The following is a 16,597-nucleotide window of genomic DNA, read 5'->3' on the forward strand; positions in this document are numbered from 1 at the left end:
ATATTGATAATTGAAAGCAAGAAAGTTTTCATAAAACTAATGTTTTGGCACTTACTGCGTGTAAAATGCTACTGTTACTTAAATGCAGTTTTTTGGAATTCCCTATCGGACAAAACTATGAAATATAATTTCCCCGAACACTGAGACAACTTGTTTGCATCCGTGGGTATTATTTCAGCTATTATTTCAAAAATTATAGTTACTACATATACCAAAAATCTGTATACAATATTTTTGTCAACCGTTTAATCACTATACTTTAAATATAAAAATGTATTAAAATTATATATATTATGTCTAATTAAAGATGTAGCTATAATTTTTTTGGTGTTAAATATTAAATACTGCCGTCATATAGACTAAAAATAAGCTAGTCAATATTGAAGTGGCTATATCTATTAGGAGTGAACGTGAATACCATTTTTCTTCGTAAAAGCGTTTTTTCGCTTACTTTGGCAACTGTTGCATTATTAAGTGGTGGATTATCTGTTTCTGCTCAGACAGCAGAAGAAACGAGCAATAACGCCTTTGTACAATCTAGCCAATCTTCCGAGCAAAAAAATACAGGTGTAGAGCAATTTAGCGCTAGTTTCTCTAATGATTCTGAAGAATCAAATCTATCGGTTAATCCAGAATTACTAACATCTCAGGGAGTATCCCAAGCATCTGAAAACTCAGCGCCCGTACCCGGAACATCAGCAACCTCATCTGCGCTTCTTGGCGATCGCAATGCCGAATCCAATGTTGAATATCCCAATACTCAATATCCTTCTTCAAATCTAAAACCATCTATTTCTTCAGATGTGGCTCAAGCGGATATTGATTTCGGTGGTACAACCCGTGGTGGTTCTAGTTATATCGGAATTGCCGGGAATCTGGGTTTGGGTGGCGATTCGGCTTTAGGTGATGGTAACTTCATGGTTATCAGTAAAGTTGGAATAACAGATATTTTATCGATACGTCCCTCAGTAGTGCTTGGGGATGATACAGTAATTTTGGCTCCCGTTACCTATGACTTTTCTTTTAAGCAGGTAACAGATCCATTTAGCGAAGCTTTACCTTTTTCTCCTTATGTTGGAGCTGGTTTGGCTTTAGCAACTGGCGATGGTTCAGAATTAAGTTTCTTAATTACTGGTGGTGTAGACGTACCGCTAAGCGATAAGTTAACGGCTACAGCAGCTGTAAATGCAGCATTCTTCGACCAAACTGACCTCGGTCTTTCTGTAGGAGTCGGTTATAATTTCGGAGGTTTCTAAGAACCGATCGCGAATACGGCAAGTAGGGGAAAATTAAACCTTTCCTTGCCTCCGTTTTAAAAAATTTGCTTAACTATAAAAACAATAGTTAAGCAAATTAATCGTATTTTTGATTAACCCTAGTACTCCACTACATTAAATGTGAGAGTTGACAGGTGGGATTCATAGGGGATGAACTTAGCAAAATGAATGGAACAGAGTGCCAGTTTAACCAGATTACAACGGAATATTTTTAATCATTGGGAATGGAGAGGGAGGGATTCGAACCCTCGATGAGGTATTAACCCCATAACTCCTTAGCAGGGAGCCGCTTTCAACCGCTCAGCCACCTCTCCTTAAGCAGTAACAAATATGAATGTTAGCAGATAATCTAGTACTAGTCAATAGTGAGATTAACAGGATTATTTACACACTCTTGTTACAGCTTCATAAACCAGTGCGGCTAAGTTGTTTATACCTTAAGAGATTTGCGATCGCAACCAAGCAAAAGGTACAGTTCCGATTTTTTTCCATTGCGGTACGTAAGCGCGTTGATTGAACACGTCATAGTCATTGCGCTCGATTACGCTCAAAATTCGGCTGTAATGCATCAGAGCCGCCCATACTGGCAAGCGGGCATCAGGATGGAGGTAGCTAATACCTTTCTCTGCTTGGGCGTAAAATTGACGCGCTCGTTGAATTTGACATTTCATTAAAGAACGCCAGCGGTCATCAACAACTCCTTTAAGTAAATCTTTCTCGGTGTAGTTGAACCGCGCCAAATCTTCAATAGGAATATAAATTCGCCCTCTTTGGGCATCTTCACCAACATCGCGAAGAATGTTGGTAAGTTGACAAGCTATTCCCAAAGTGACCGCTTCATTTATCGGAATATACGGTTGTTTATAACGGTTCCAAGGAGCGGTGTTTTGCTCGGAGTCTATTCCCATTACCATTGTTGACATTAAACCTACAGTACCGGCTACGCGGTAACAGTAAAGATATAAGTCATCAAAAGTTGAGTAGCGATCGCGGTACAAATCCATGCGCTGACCGGAAATCATATCCCGAAAGGGTTGAATGTCCATTGGATAACGCGAGACAGCATCCGCAAGGGCTACGTCAACATTTTCCTGGGGATGTTGAGCAAAAATCAATTCGAGCTGCTTTTCCCATAAATCTAGAGTTTCGGGAGTAGTCATAGCAGCACCAGGACCGTCCACTAATTCGTCAGTACGACGACACCAGGCATAAATTGCCCAAATCGCGCGTCGCTTGTCCAAACTCATCAACAAAGTACCCAAATAAAAAGTTTTGGAATGCTTTGCAGTGATTTGCTGACAAATTTTGTAGGACTCATCCACAGAGACCGACGTTTTCATGCATGGGGGGGAATCAGGCAGTTGCAGCATTCGAGAACGGCTGGATGGAAGGCATTTGCACGCTGGAAGAAATATGAGCTGAGAATGATTTATTCACACCGAGCGCTGTTAGTTTACCAGAAAGTACTGCTCCTTCCATACTTCCTAAAAACGGTTGCATGGTGTAACTTCCACTCAAGAAAAAGTTTGAAATGGGAGTCACTTGTGAAGGACGGTACTCCTGACGGCCGGGAGTTGCTCTGTAAACCGAACGGGGTGTTTTCACCACATGATGTTTCAGTAAAGAAGCTGGATTCTCCGAGCCGAAGTGTTGAGGAAATAGTTTTGACAATTCGGCAAGAGTTACTTGCAATATTTCCGCATCAGATTTGTTAATCCAATCTTCGGCTGGTGCAAGAACTAATTCCAGCATAGAACGGTTTGGGTCACTATATTCGCGACAAGTGTTGCTCATGTCGGCATAAACGTTCAAAATTGGCGATCGCGAAAATAATAATTGGTCAATATCTGTAAGTTTACGGTCAAACCATAACTGGATATTAATTACCGGCACGCCTTCCAATCCATCCAGCTTTTGGAAGCATTCTATATCCTTCCAAGCGCCTGGTAGCATGACTTTCATCACATCAACAGGCATTGCCGAAACATAAGCATCGGCGGTTTCGATATAGTCTTCTGCTCCATTTAAACCGCGCATCAAAAATCCTTTGACACTACCGTCTGAGTTAAGCAAAATTTCTTTCAAAGGCGCATTTACCTTGACTTCCCCACCACCAGCTTCGATGTAATCTACCAAGGGTTGACAAAGACGCTCGGTAGGAGAACCATCCAGAAATGCCATCTTTGAGCCGTCTTTTTGCTGAAGAAACTTGTTAAGAGCCGTCAGCAGTACTACAGCTGATATTTCGTCGGGATTAATAAAATTTAACGATTTAGAAGCAGCAATAAAAATATCTTGCTGTACTTCCTCACCTACTCCTTGAAGCTTGAGCCATTCAGAGAAAGTATATTCATCCGTAGAATCAACATATTTCTGACCCCGCAGCATAGCCGGGACTAATCCTTTTGCTAATTCAATTTTTTCGCCCCAGGTCAACATATCGTTATTTCTGAGAATTGCCACAATACCATTTAACGGTGCTGGCAAATTCGGAAAATCAAACCGACTATAAGTACCTGGTTTTTCCGGTTGATTGAAGATCATCGTGTGTTTTTTCCACTGCAAACGGTCTTCAATACCGAGTTCTTTGAGTAACTGCAACATATTGGGATACGCCCCAAAAAATACGTGCAGTCCAGTTTCATACCAGTCGCCATCGGAATCTTTCCACGCTGCGACTAAACCACCCAGTACGTCTCGGCTTTCCAAGAGTACGGGAGTATGACCCTGATCGATAAGATATTTCGCACAGGAAAGTCCTGCCAAGCCTGCTCCGGCGATAGCTACTCGCATTTACAATACGGTTATTTAATACTTTTGTGCATTTTGATAATTTTCATTATACTTTGCATTCCGTTACATTTTGCATTTGACTTCGCATCGTTTTTCCAAATTTTTGCCGTTCAATCGTGTTTATTCCTTATTTACGTCTCCTTGTTTCATAAATTGAGACTTGGAAGCAGTTGCCACAATTGCTGTTAGAGGCGACGATACCTTGGGGAGAATAATGCAATATATCTCTATTTAGTGCTTAAGAGTGGTAAATGGCATTACGAGCGCGATTTTGAGCAAAAATCAATCTGCTATAACCGTAAAGAACCTCAATTTCGCCACGAAAAATCAACAGCTATAAAAAAAAACTCGCGATTATTTCCAAGCTTTAATAAAAATAAATCCCGGAGTAATGGATAAACCCGCTTTTTCAAAAAACCGGGTTTCTTAGAAGATATTATCTTGTTCCCCATTACCTTTAATTCAAAACTTGAAGAGTAGAATTGTCTCTATTATCATTTTGCATTCCGTAATCGGTTGTAGCGAATTCTATTTGTAATAAAAGACGGTCTTTATGAGTGGGAGTTAGTCCTTTATGAAAGCATAACGGGTCTTCTACAAATCCAAAACCAGCCTTACCGCAAATAGTTACAATATTGTCTTTACCATAATAATCGATAATATCTTTATCTTCTTCTCTTTTGCGTAGCAATACATGAGAAAGTTTTTTGTGTTTATGACTAGCACGGACGCAAATATGAGGACCGCTTGTATTGTCTACATCGGTTAAATAAAAGAAAAATTTTAAGAATTTATAATCATCTAAATCATAATGAAACATTTGTGCATTCTGTCTGCGTTCCCAGTCAGATGATTCTCCGGCAAAACTCCACCAAAGCTGATTTCCTTGATGGATAGGTTCTTTCTCTAAATATCTAGCTGCTATCGCTAATAACTGCGAATCATTTTGTAATTTAGCAATAGCAGGACAAAGTTGTGCCGTATTGAAGTAGCAAGCAACTTTTATCTCTTTTTCCGATTGAGTTTGTGCTTTTCTTTTTTGGTCGTAATAAAATCCTAGCTGTGATTTTCGATTACCGTAACAAACAGTATTCTTAGCAAATTCGACAATTTCTTCAACCAGTCTTTTAGGTAGCTGCAAGCCTAAATAAAAACCAACTTCATTAAGTTGTGTAACAGCTTCATCTAGATCGATTTGATTGAAAAAAGAATTATTTTGATCGTAAGATTGATGTGACAAACCAGAACTGCGAGATAAATATTTCATCATAATTCTTCCAGCCTGAAATCTGCTAATCTTACGCATTAAAAGCCATTTAGGATTTTTAGTCAAACCTTTATAGTTCTCATAACAATGGTCGTACATTTGCGATCGCATTGTCGAGATGATAAATTTATCAACCATAATATTTTTTGTATGACTGTTCTACAGCATTTTTGTAAAATGTTTTTTTATTGAAGTCAGTAGATGTTCTGAGCTACAAGGATAAAATTAGACAGGTATCTATGGTAATCTTATTCTCTAAGGGTAAATAATGCGACAAAAAGATACTAGCTTTATTATTTCTTCGCATCTATTGTTATTTTTGTGAAAAGGTGATGAAGACTTATCTTAGAGGATGCCTGAAAAGTATTATGTTTTACTTCGGGTACCTCGGAAACCTAACCCCCCTGCCCCCCTTCCCTATGAGGGAATGGGGTTTCAAAGCCTCTCTCCTTCTAGGAGAGAGGTTTGGAGAGAAGTTCCGAGTATAGTTATTGACGCATTCTTACATCCTCTTAGAAGCCCGTAAAGTCTTTATATCGATCATAGGACTTACGCAAAGCCCCCCAAATTAGCGGGGGGTTGGGGGGATCTAAACGGCTGAAATAGTTAATTTATCGTTGCGGTTGCGTAAGTCCTGGATCAATAATTAAGAATAATAAACCTAAATATACAGTATCAAATATTACTTTTAAAAAGATAATAAATCTTAACTTGCCTGCGTTAATATACTGAATTTTAAATAGTAGTGAAGAAATATATAAATAAGGAACAGGGAACGAAGTTAATGAGGGGCGCAAATTTCGTCTTCAGTTCCCTCCCATTATTATTAAGATAATTAACGTACTTTTCTCCAAGCATGCCAAGAAGTATAACTCAGTAAAGAAGTGCTACCACAAGCATAAACAGTACCGCTTGGTATACCAGCAATAGCTAAAGCCAGACTTCCAACCCACAATGTTAAAGAATAAATAAATAAAACTGTCAATCTATGAGATAAACCAGCTTCTAGCAATCTATGATGCAGGTGAGTTTTGTCAGCAAGAAAAGGCGATTTACCTTGTGAAATTCGCCCTAAAATTACAGTTGACATATCCACAATCGGTACTGCCAAAATGACGTATGGCAACAAAACCGCAGTCACGGCAGGTATTTTCACCAAACCAATTACTCCCACCGAAGCTAAAGTGAATCCAATAAAATAAGAACCTCCGTCTCCCATAAAAATTTGCGCGGGATTGAAATTATAACGGAGAAATCCAAACGTAGCTCCAGAAAGGGCTGCGGCGATTAAAGCTGCCGCTGGCTGCTGCATAAATAAAGCGGCAATCAACATTACCATCGCCGCAATTCCAGATACGCCAGCAGCCAAACCATCTAAACCATCAATCCAGTTAATTGCATTTACCATACCCACCAGCCAAATAACAGTGATGGGTAAACTCAACCAACCCAAATGAATCAATCCTCCCGTAGGAATGCTGATAAAATCAATGCTCACTCCTGCTTTCCACGCACAACTAGCTACTAAAGTTTGGATTAGCAAGCGTACCAAAGGAGACAAATTGAATAAATCATCAGCTAAACCAATCAGGAAAAAAGCCAAACCACCAAGAGTTACACCCCAGATTTGCCATTCCTTATCGGGTGGTAAAAATCCAAATCCACCCAACCACCAAACCATTAATAAAGAAATAACAGTACCTGCGAAGATTGATACTCCTCCAAGACGCACCATAGGACTTTGATGAACTTTTCGCTCCGAAGGTTTATCCAAACGTCCGCTTTTTATACCAATATTTTTGACATCAGGAGTAGTCCAGAGAACCACTACAGCAGCTAATAAGAAAGCTATCACATGATAAATCTGGGCAGGTAGCATCTGCATAAAAAAACCGCTCGTTTACTGTATAAGACAAATAGATAAAATATATTGAGTAGAAAATCGCATTGTTCTATTACTACCAAGATTTATATAGTTGTCAGCATAAGAACGATACATTTTTAAATACATTTAGAATTTTAGATAAAGAATTGGTGAGTCGAGATGAGTAATTACCACATTTATATGTCAGTAATTATGCTGAATAGGGAATAGGAAATTGGGCATTAAAAAACCTCCTGGTGGAAAAGGAGGAATTTGTTATCTTTCTCCCCTTCCCTCATAGGGAAGGGGTTGGGGGTTAGGTCATTTATGCCAAAGCTGCTACGGGAACTCCAATATGCTCATATAGAGGAAAACTCTTACATAAAGCAGCTACCCGTTGGCGACAATCTTCAGCAATTTTGTCTGAATCGGGATTTAACAAACGGTCGGCAATTATATTACCGATTTCAGTAAATTCTGCTACTCCCATGCCTCGCGTTGTCATAGCAGGAGAACCGAGTCTTAAACCACTGGTGACAAAAGGAGATTCTGGATCGAAAGGAACTGTATTTTTATTCGCAGTGATATTTACATCGCCCACTAACTGGTCTGCTTTTTTACCAGTCATGCCAATGCACCGTAAATCCACGAGCATAAGATGATTTTCTGTACCGTTGGAGACAATTTTTAAATCCCTGCTTTGCAATTGATTGGCTAAAGCACGGGCATTTTCAATTACAGCAGCAGAATAATCTTTAAATTCTGGTTTGAGAGCTTCCCCAAATGCTACTGCTTTACCAGCAATAACGTGTTCTAATGGGCCACCTTGGGTACCGGGGAAAACTGATTTATCAAACTTTTTGCCCATGTCAGCATCGCGAGTCAAGATTAAACCACCTCTGGGGCCGCGTAAAGTTTTATGGGTAGTTGTAGTCACTACATCGCAATAAGGAACGGGATTTGGATGAAGTCCGGCTGCTACCAAACCAGCGATGTGAGCAATATCCGCTAACAAGTAAGCACCAACTTCATCGGCGATACTGCGGAATTTTTCAAAATCAATTACGCGAGGATAAGCCGAATATCCACAAATCAAGAGCTTTGGACGCTCCCTTAGCGCCTGCTCGCGGATTTGTTCGTAGTCTAGCTGTTCTGTTTCTTGACTAACGCCGTAATGACAAACTTCAAACCACTTACCAGAAACATTTACTGGCGAACCGTGGGTAAGGTGTCCCCCATGAGACAAATCCATTCCCATGATTTTGTCGCCCGGTTCCAATAAAGTTAGGAATACCGCAAAATTGGCTTGCGCTCCAGAATGGGGCTGGACGTTGGCGTGAGCTGCGCCAAATAGCTGTTTAGCACGGTCGATGGCTATCTGCTCAATTTTATCGATTATTCCGCAACCGCCGTAGTAACGCTTGCCTGGTAATCCTTCAGCGTATTTATTCGTCAGTACCGAACCTTGAGCAGCTAGTACAGCCGCAGAAGTAAAGTTTTCTGAAGCAATCAACTCTAAATGATCTTGTTGACGCTTTAGTTCGTCATTAATTAACTCTGCCACTGTAGGGTCAGAAGTTGCAAGGAAATCTGAATTAGTTTTAGTCACTGTTAAGTTATCTTGATGTCGTGAGTTGCGCGTTCAACTCCCTCGAAAAACGAAGGCGATCGCACCGCAAGAAAATTCTATGTCTTTTCCCGCTAATAATTCAAGGAGGTATCAACAGGTAATTGACTGCGCTCCAAGCCCGATACAAATTATAAAAAAAATATCTGTCATCCACGGGATAATATTTACTGCTCAGTGATATAACCGTTTCCTGTTTACTATTCCCTGTTCCCCCCAACCTATCTAAACGAAATATTAAATTCTCTGGTGGGCATAAGTACTTGTATCCCCAAACTCGATGGATAACTTTATGTATTACTTTTTACTAAAACTTAGTAACGCTTTTATCTTTAAACCATAAAATAAAAATATATCTACTTTCCGAACAAAAAAAATCAAACAATCGCCATCGATATTTATCTTCTCCAAGCGGAAAGTATAAAATATAACTATTATTTGTCAAATCTTTTTCAAAAAACCAAAATAAAATCAATATAAATTTTAGTCGTCGGACAAATTATAGTTAAAATCCAGACTCATTTAAACGGGTATTATAATGTTAGTAATTTTAATAAAAGAGCAACTTATTGCCCCTCAAGGCGTTTGCAAGTCTTGCGTTCTTGCCGACAAAAGCGGTCAACCACGCTGGTATGATGGTAAATTGGGCTGCGGACAGGCTGTAAGCAAAATTACTGAAAAACAACCAGATTGGCATGAGTGTATAATGGGCTTCCGCATTGCCAATATAGAATAGTGCAATTGAGACGAAAACCCTCGTTTCTGCGTTATCCTAGGTTCATGCGGTCAGTGTAATTGAAACATAGGAGAACGCAGAATGGCTTGGCGCGGTTCTACAACTGTTAAAGATAGAATTTTTGCTTGTTTACCTTATTTACTTCCCTTGGTTGAAGGGATAGCTTTTGGTAGCTTTTTATTATCCCAGTTTCCACCTTTGAGAATAATTTTCATTCCGATTTTACCTCTCTTAGCAATTTATAATGGCATACCTTTTGCTGGGTTAGTCATTTTCTTCGCTTTATTTATGTTGGTAGTACGGAATGAGAAAATCCCTCATTTTATTCGCTTTAATACAATGCAGGCTATCCTTTTAGACATTGTTCTATTTTTATGCCGTATTCTAGTAGATATTTTAAATCCAGTTCCGGGTGCGGATTTTGCTACAGAAACTTTAGCTAATACCATATTTATTGGCTTAGTAGTAGCCGTTGTATATTCTGTAGCTCAAACTATCATGGGTCGTTATGCAGAAATTCCCGCAATTTCTGATGCGGTTCATATGCAGGTACGCTAAGACAGTAAGTGTCAATATGCGCTCTCGGTATCGCGTTCGCTGTCTATTTTTGCTTACTGTGGTTTACTAGCTACGACAGTATTTTCTAAACGGCCGATACCTTCTATTTCAATACGAACGCGATCGCCACAATTTAATGGTCCGACTCCTAAAGGTGTACCTGTTAGGATTATATCTCCCGGCAGTAGTGTCATTACTTGACTGATGTAAGACACTACAGTCTCCGGAGAAAACACCATTTGGTCGATACAGGCAGATTGAACGGGAGTTTCATCATCATTCAAAAAAGTTTGTAATCTAGCGCCGGGACTTACTTCTCTAACAATCCACGGCCCTAAAGGACAAAAAGTATCGAAACCTTTAGCACGAGTCCATTGTCCATCGCGTTTTTGCAAATCTCTTGCTGTCACATCATTAGCAATGGTATAGCCCCAGATTTTAGTCTCAGCAGCTTTTGGAGTACATTTAGTTGCCGATTCGCCAATAATCAGCGCTAATTCTCCTTCATAATCTACCCGCTGGGTGACTTCCGGATATTGAATTTCGGCTTCTGAAGCGATAACACAAGTAGGTGGTTTGAGAAAAATTAGAGGTTCTTCTGGCACCTTTGTACCCATTTCAGCAGCATGATCGGCATAATTTTTACCCACCGCAATAATTTTAGAAGGAAAACAAGGAGCTAGAATTAAGTAGCTATCTGGTTGCAATATTAAATCCGTCGGCTGCCCTTGCAACCAAGGAGGAGCATCAAGGACTTGGACGTTAAGATCCAGATGCAGCAAACCGTAGTAGATAATCCCTTCAGTATTTTGAACTCGCACATACCGCTGCGCCATAATAGTAGATTACTTCCTTTTAGATATTTTTTAGGCTCGTTGATTGTTTACACAAATGTCATCTTTCTTTTATGCCGCGAGCAAAGCTTAGATAGTTTAGCCAATAAAGCCGCCTGTTTGTGTAAAATTTAATTCTTTAATTCATAGATAGATCGCACAAGTCAATTGTCCATTACAGATATTTTGAGATAAAGAAATTACATTACCAGACCAAGGGTACAAAGTTCTCTTCTACAGGTTGTGTTTGGATCTTCGGCAGGCATAAAACAGGGCTTCTGCGAAAAGCAACTACGGTGATAAAGCAGATTTTTAAAGTTTCTTCAATCAAAATCAAAAACTGGTAAGATTATAATTCCTTGCTGCTCAAAATGTTTGCTTACGCCCCTTGAGTATCGCAATCCGTTGCTAGATCGATAGGTTTGTGACATTAGCAGCCAAACGTCCAAAAGGAGATTAAAACCGATGGCTACAAATTACGAGACAATGTACATTTTGCGCCCTGACTTGATAGACGAGCAAGTCGAGCAAAATATTTCTAAGTACGAGAATATAATTAAGGAAAACGGTGCTGAAAACGTAGAAATTCAAAATCGCGGCAAGCGTCGTCTAGCTTATGAGATTAACAAACATCGGGATGGAGTTTATGTCCAGATGAACTATTCTGCTGTTGGTAGCACTATTGCTCCAATGGAACGTGCTATGCGCTTGAGCGAAGAAGTAATTCGTTATTTGACTATTAAGCAGGATTTAGCAGAACAAGAGACAGCAGATGAGGAAACATCGGCTGCTGCAATAGCTCAAGAAAGATAGTTTTCTTCTTTCGGTGAGGGTTGTTTTATCTTAGATGACAGGTAAGTTATCTTTTCATGAGCCATAGTCAACCGGATTTTTTGCAATTAAATAGATTTATTGATTAGAAATCATATTTAACGTCAAAAAACCCGGTTTCTTTGGGCTTGTGAACAATAAAGGCGTTAATAAAATTTAATCTTTAAAAAAAGTAAAAAAAATATACGTCTTTGCCCCTTGCCATTACGGCTAGGAATGTTACATTAACAGATACTTACCTCTAAGCGTGGAAAAGATTCCGTTCAGTAAATTGTAAGACACTGTGAGCCAAACAGATAACTCCACCATTCAAGCTCTCTCTACTGAAGTCTCGAAGTTGCGTCAAGAATTGCAGCTTCGGGATCAACTAGTGCAGCAGTTATCTCAAGAACTGTTCAGACTGGTAAAGGGTAATACCGATTTTATGCCCCAGCCAGAAGTTTCCGAACGTCATTCTGTTGAGTTAAATGCTTTACGAGAACAATTACAAGCAGTAGAAGAACAGGTAGGTTTTTACCAAGAGCAGATTAGCACTCGCGATAGCGAAATTTATCAACTCCGTCAGTCGGTTCAGGAATTAACCGATCGTAGCAGAATGTTAGAGCAAGTAGTGCAAGAACTACCTCAAATTTACCGTCAAAAGTTCGAGGAGCGGATGGAGCCGGTAAGAGAAAAGGTAGCACTACTGCAACAAGAAAACCGTCAATTGCAAGCGGAATTACAAAGCGTAAGTTACCGCTTAGCCTTGAAATCTCGTACCGCTTCCCATAGTGGTATTGACTTGCCTTCATTTCCTCGCCCTAATCCACCAGGCAACATTTCTACTGTGCCAAACGCTTAGTTAAAATGCATACGGCGTGCGATTTGACCAATTAAGTTATGGATTGTACGCAATTCGTGCTATTAATGACGAGGATAATTCCTGCATCATCTTTTCTTATAACCCGAAATCTAAAATCTCGCCGTTTATCAAAGCAGTTTAGCCAGAATTATTGATCGATAATTGTTTTTTAGCAAAAAAGCTGATAACCGTACCTAGTATGCTAAGGATATCGGTTAAAAGCTCATAACCTTTGCTAAATAAAGAGAATTACATTTTTGATTGAATATTAAGAATTAATACTGCTTCCATTGCAGATCCAGCGTTCCCCGTTCCTTTTTTTTACTGTGCTTGTTAGTGTACTAAGTACGGCTGTAGCCAAAAAAAGGCCCGCGTATTAAATCCTTTAAAAATAAAAAATAAAATAACAGTAAGAAAAGTGTAAGAAAGTGAAGAATTACTTAGGAAAAACGATCGGAACTAAAAATTTTCAGTTTTATTTCTCCAGGTAAATTCTTCCATTACTTACATATTTAAGAATAGCTTCAGTAACTCAACAACGCTTGCGAGGCAACTGTTGAGCATAGTTAGTTTAAAGATATCGCGCAAGATTGCATGGCGGTTGATAGAGATTCGCAGAGCCTGCTAGCCCAAAAGTTGAGTTCGGCTTCGTTATTAAATAACTTGCTGCAATCAAGAATGGACTTCCACAGCTAAGAAGATCGAGTTAATGAAAATAAAAATTTAGCCGGCTACAGGCAAATCTTTGTTTTCTAAAACACTCAGAGCGTCTTCATAAGTATTGAAAATTTCAAAAACAGAATCTAGGTGAGTAAGCTCGATAACCAACCGAACTGGAGCCGTCACATTGCAAAGAACTAAACGACAATTATGTTGACGTGCTGTTTTAAGTCCTTTAACCAAGCTGACTAAACCAGAACTGTCCATGAAATCGACCAATCCTAAGTCTATAACCCACAGTTGTTGCGGGGCGGGTACAACCCGATTTATCTGTTGACTCAAAGCATTTCCACCCTGCAAGTCCATACGGCCTTCGGGTTTAAACAAAGTAACTTGACGTTCTAGTGTGAAAGTCATAAATTTAACTGGATAGTTGAAATACTCAAGAAAAAACAAAAACAGACACAAATACGACTTCTCTCTCAACTGGAAACTTACCACTTTTACCTAGATATTAAAATGGGTATTTGGGTAGTACAATTGAGACAAACTTAGTCGGTATTTATGCCGTATCATTTGTCCAAACAATTTTCAGTATAGGCATAAGCGATTTGGTTTTTCCGTAACAACCGCTTCTTTTACAAAATTTTTATAATTATCTCAGAGTTTTATGAATTTTTAATAAATTTTTTATTATAGATGATAGTAATTGTAAGGTTGTGGTAAACGTCTAGTCAAATATTTAGTTTTATTTTATACAGCTAAAAAATAAACTAGTCCTGCGCTTTTTTTAGTAAAAGTATATTACCAGGAGTACTAAAGCAAAAATGGACTAGGAACATTTAATGTAATTATGACTAAGGAAAAAAGTATAGATAATTACTATGTATGTATTGTAACCGATTTTGATAAAAATTCCGGATTGAGATAGATATTGCTGTTATGTAGATAACCATTTACTTAATTGACACCTTAAGTAGAAAAGAGTCAATATGTAGAAATGTAAAATTATATAAATAGGTTTAGGCTGGATGTCTCTCGATTTCATATCATTGGAGAATATTCAGGAAGTTGCTCATCAATACGGCTATTGGGCAATTTTTGTAGGAATTTTATTAGAAAACTTAGGCGTTCCGCTTCCAGGTGAAACTGTAACTTTGGTAGGCGGCTTTTTAGCTGGCAACAACGAACTCAATTACTGGTTGGTTGTAGGGGATGCAGCAGCAGGTGCTGCGATTGGCGGAACTTGCGGCTATTGGATTGGTCGAATCGGTGGTTGGGCATTGCTAATGCGTCTAGCAAAATTATTGAGAATTTCTGAAGTCAAAGTTTTGGGCATAAAAGATAAATTTAGCGAAAACGCTGCTAAAGCCGTATTCTTTGGCAGATTTTTTGCTTTATTACGAATTTTCGCGGCTCCATTAGCTGGTATAGCCGAAATGCCTTTTGCTAAATTCATGTTATACAACTTTTTAGGTGCAGGTGCTTGGGCTGGCGCAATGGTTTCATTGGCTTTCTTTGCTGGCAAAGTAGTCTCTTTAGAACAAATGGTGCAATGGGTAGGTCAGTTTGCGATTTTAGCATTACTGATTCTTGTTGCTGTAATCGCTATACCTTTATGGTTAGAGTCGCGGCAGGTTGAAGAAATAACGACTGAGGAATAGGAGATGGGGAGACAAGGGGATGGGGAGACAAGGGGATGGGGTGATGTGGATTGTTTATAACCATAACTCCTAACTCCTAACTCCTAACTCCTAACTACTCCTTGCTCCCTACTCCCATAATAATTACGAATTATTTCTGCTGAGACCAAATGCGAGTAGGCATTCCCCAAATGTAAATAAACCCTTCAGCAGCTTTGTGATCGAATTTGTCTTCTGCGCCATAAGTTGCCATCTCAGGATTATAGAGGGAACTATCTGAATGACGGCCAACAACGATCGCACTACCTTTAAAAAGTTTCATTCGCACGGTTCCAGAAACTCGCTCTTGTGTCTTTTGAATAAAGGCATCAAGTGCGGCTTTGAGCGGACTAAACCACAAGCCGTTGTAAATTAATTGGCTGTAAGTGTCTTCAATGCCCCGCTTGTAATGAGTTACATCCGCCGTCAAAGTCAAACTTTCTAAATCGCGGTGTGCTTGAATTAATGCCACCATTGCCGGAGACTCGTAGATTTCTCGCGACTTGATCCCTACCAAACGGTTTTCTATCATGTCGATGCGCCCTACACCGTGATTTCCTACCAGTTGGTTGAGTTGGGCAATCAGTTCAATTGGGTTTTTGGATTCACCATTGAGAGTCGCCGGAATACCTCTAACAAAACCGATTTCGACGTACTCTGGTTGATCGGGAGTATCGGCGATCGCCTTTGTCATCTCATAGATTTCTTCTGGGGGTTCGTATGATGGATCTTCTAGAGGGCCAGCTTCAATACTCCTACCAAGTAGGTTTTTGTCAATACTGTAAGGGGAAGATTTTTTTACTGGTGAGGGAATACCAAAACTTTCCCCGTAAGCAATAGTTTCTTCCCGACTCATGCCCCATTCCCTTGCAGGAGCCAGTATTTTCAGATTGGGATTCATAGCCGCAACAGCTACGTCGAAACGAACTTGGTCGTTACCTTTACCAGTACAACCGTGCGCGATCGCATCGGCTCCGTATTCTGCGGCTGCTTCTACCAATGCTTTGGCAATTAACGGACGTGCAAGAGCAGTTGCCAAAGGATAACGATTTTCGTAGATAGCGTTAGCTTGAATAGCGGGGAAAGCATAATCTTTAATAAAGCTTTCTTGAACATTCACCACTAGGGATTCACTTGCACCAGACTTGAGAGCCTTCTCACGAACTGGTTCTAATTCTTCACCTTGACCTAAATCTGCTGCGAGAGTAATTACTTCTTCCACTCCCCACTCCTGTTTGAGGTAGGGGATACACACTGATGTATCTACTCCACCAGAATATGCTAAGACAACCTTTTTGGCGCGACCCATGAATTATTTCTCAATGCTGTAGAACGACGATTGTTTATTATCTTATTAATTTAGGTATATTCTCCTCAGTATTTATACTAATTCAGTATTTTCTACAGACTGTATATATACTTATTTCAGTATTGTTGTGACTAAAATATTCAGCATAAATGCAGTCTTGATGAATTGAGATAAAAGTATAAAAACTGAAAATACTAAGTTTCTGCTGCTAACAAAAATAGTTGCTGCTCCTGTAAATTTATAAATTAAGTATTTTAACTTACTTGTCATAAAAGTTAAGTAATTTTCTTGTCAGTGAAGCAATAAAAATATACATAAA

14 protein-coding genes and 1 tRNA gene are annotated in these 16,597 nt (G+C 39.3%); 6 read left to right on the top strand and 9 right to left on the bottom strand.

The window, feature by feature from the left end; translation table 11 throughout:
• Nucleotides 1-410: 410 nt before the first annotated feature.
• Complete coding sequence (locus ACM03V_RS25775) at nucleotides 411-1,256, top strand: hypothetical protein (protein WP_414623655.1); 846 nt, start codon at nucleotides 411-413, stop codon at nucleotides 1,254-1,256.
• Nucleotides 1,257-1,502: 246 nt separating this feature from the next.
• On the opposite strand, the gene ACM03V_RS25780 is transcribed toward ACM03V_RS25775, so the two are convergent.
• The 6 genes from ACM03V_RS25780 to glyA all read right to left on the bottom strand — a co-directional run bounded on the left by ACM03V_RS25780 (nucleotide 1,503) and on the right by glyA (nucleotide 8,810).
• Nucleotides 1,503-1,591, bottom strand: a tRNA-Ser gene (locus tag ACM03V_RS25780).
• A 123-nt stretch (nucleotides 1,592-1,714) separates the two neighbouring features.
• Entirely contained in the window at nucleotides 1,715-2,647 is a 933-nt protein-coding gene (crtB, locus tag ACM03V_RS25785; protein WP_414623656.1) for a 15-cis-phytoene synthase CrtB, read from the bottom strand.
• On the bottom strand, nucleotides 2,631-4,070 hold the full coding sequence (pds, locus tag ACM03V_RS25790; protein WP_414623657.1) for a 15-cis-phytoene desaturase: 1,440 nt from the start codon (nucleotides 4,068-4,070) through the stop codon (nucleotides 2,631-2,633). Before pds ends, crtB begins: the two co-directional genes overlap by 17 nt.
• Nucleotides 4,071-4,527: 457 nt before the next feature.
• On the bottom strand, nucleotides 4,528-5,475 hold the full coding sequence (locus tag ACM03V_RS25795) for a hypothetical protein (protein ID WP_414623658.1): 948 nt from the start codon (nucleotides 5,473-5,475) through the stop codon (nucleotides 4,528-4,530).
• Nucleotides 5,476-6,172: 697 nt separating this feature from the next.
• Entirely contained in the window at nucleotides 6,173-7,222 is a 1,050-nt protein-coding gene (locus tag ACM03V_RS25800) for a glycosyltransferase family 4 protein (protein WP_414623659.1), read from the bottom strand.
• A gap of 304 nt (nucleotides 7,223-7,526) precedes the next feature.
• Nucleotides 7,527-8,810: a serine hydroxymethyltransferase gene (gene glyA / locus ACM03V_RS25805; RefSeq protein ID WP_414623660.1), complete on the bottom strand. Its 1,284-nt coding sequence runs from the start codon at nucleotides 8,808-8,810 to the stop codon at nucleotides 7,527-7,529.
• Nucleotides 8,811-9,366: 556 nt separating this feature from the next.
• On the opposite strand from glyA, the gene ACM03V_RS25810 reads away from it, so the two are divergent.
• Together ACM03V_RS25810 and ACM03V_RS25815 are read left to right on the top strand one after the other, a co-directional pair.
• Complete coding sequence (locus tag ACM03V_RS25810) at nucleotides 9,367-9,564, top strand: hypothetical protein (RefSeq protein WP_414623661.1); 198 nt, start codon at nucleotides 9,367-9,369, stop codon at nucleotides 9,562-9,564.
• Nucleotides 9,565-9,645: 81 nt separating this feature from the next.
• The gene (locus ACM03V_RS25815; RefSeq protein WP_414623662.1) at nucleotides 9,646-10,122 is read left to right on the top strand and encodes a Tic20 family protein; all 477 of its coding nucleotides are present in this window, start codon (nucleotides 9,646-9,648) and stop codon (nucleotides 10,120-10,122) included.
• Nucleotides 10,123-10,175: 53 nt separating this feature from the next.
• Here the strand turns inward: ACM03V_RS25815 and ACM03V_RS25820 are convergent, their stop codons facing one another.
• Entirely contained in the window at nucleotides 10,176-10,958 is a 783-nt protein-coding gene (locus ACM03V_RS25820; RefSeq protein WP_414623663.1) for a fumarylacetoacetate hydrolase family protein, read from the bottom strand.
• A 462-nt stretch (nucleotides 10,959-11,420) separates the two neighbouring features.
• Here ACM03V_RS25820 and rpsF point away from each other — a divergent pair, with 462 nt between their 5' ends.
• Both rpsF and ACM03V_RS25830 read left to right on the top strand, forming a co-directional pair.
• Nucleotides 11,421-11,768, top strand: a complete 348-nt coding sequence (gene rpsF / locus ACM03V_RS25825) for a 30S ribosomal protein S6 (RefSeq protein WP_414623664.1) — start codon at nucleotides 11,421-11,423, stop codon at nucleotides 11,766-11,768.
• A 301-nt stretch (nucleotides 11,769-12,069) separates the two neighbouring features.
• The gene (locus ACM03V_RS25830; RefSeq protein ID WP_414623665.1) at nucleotides 12,070-12,627 is read left to right on the top strand and encodes an Npun_F5560 family protein; all 558 of its coding nucleotides are present in this window, start codon (nucleotides 12,070-12,072) and stop codon (nucleotides 12,625-12,627) included.
• 723 nt (nucleotides 12,628-13,350) lie between these two features.
• Here ACM03V_RS25830 and ACM03V_RS25835 read toward each other — a convergent pair.
• On the bottom strand, nucleotides 13,351-13,704 hold the full coding sequence (locus ACM03V_RS25835) for an STAS domain-containing protein (RefSeq protein WP_414623666.1): 354 nt from the start codon (nucleotides 13,702-13,704) through the stop codon (nucleotides 13,351-13,353).
• Between the two features lie 614 nt (nucleotides 13,705-14,318).
• Between ACM03V_RS25835 and ACM03V_RS25840 the strand changes: the two genes are divergently transcribed.
• On the top strand, nucleotides 14,319-14,951 hold the full coding sequence (locus ACM03V_RS25840) for a DedA family protein (protein ID WP_414623667.1): 633 nt from the start codon (nucleotides 14,319-14,321) through the stop codon (nucleotides 14,949-14,951).
• Between the two features lie 130 nt (nucleotides 14,952-15,081).
• On the opposite strand, the gene ACM03V_RS25845 is transcribed toward ACM03V_RS25840, so the two are convergent.
• On the bottom strand, nucleotides 15,082-16,278 hold the full coding sequence (locus tag ACM03V_RS25845; protein ID WP_414623668.1) for an argininosuccinate synthase: 1,197 nt from the start codon (nucleotides 16,276-16,278) through the stop codon (nucleotides 15,082-15,084).
• Nucleotides 16,279-16,597: the final 319 nt, after the last annotated feature.

Origin of the sequence: Calothrix sp. CCY 0018, from assembly GCF_963920925.1 — a bacterium.
Taxonomy (GTDB): domain Bacteria; phylum Cyanobacteriota; class Cyanobacteriia; order Cyanobacteriales; family Nostocaceae; genus Rivularia.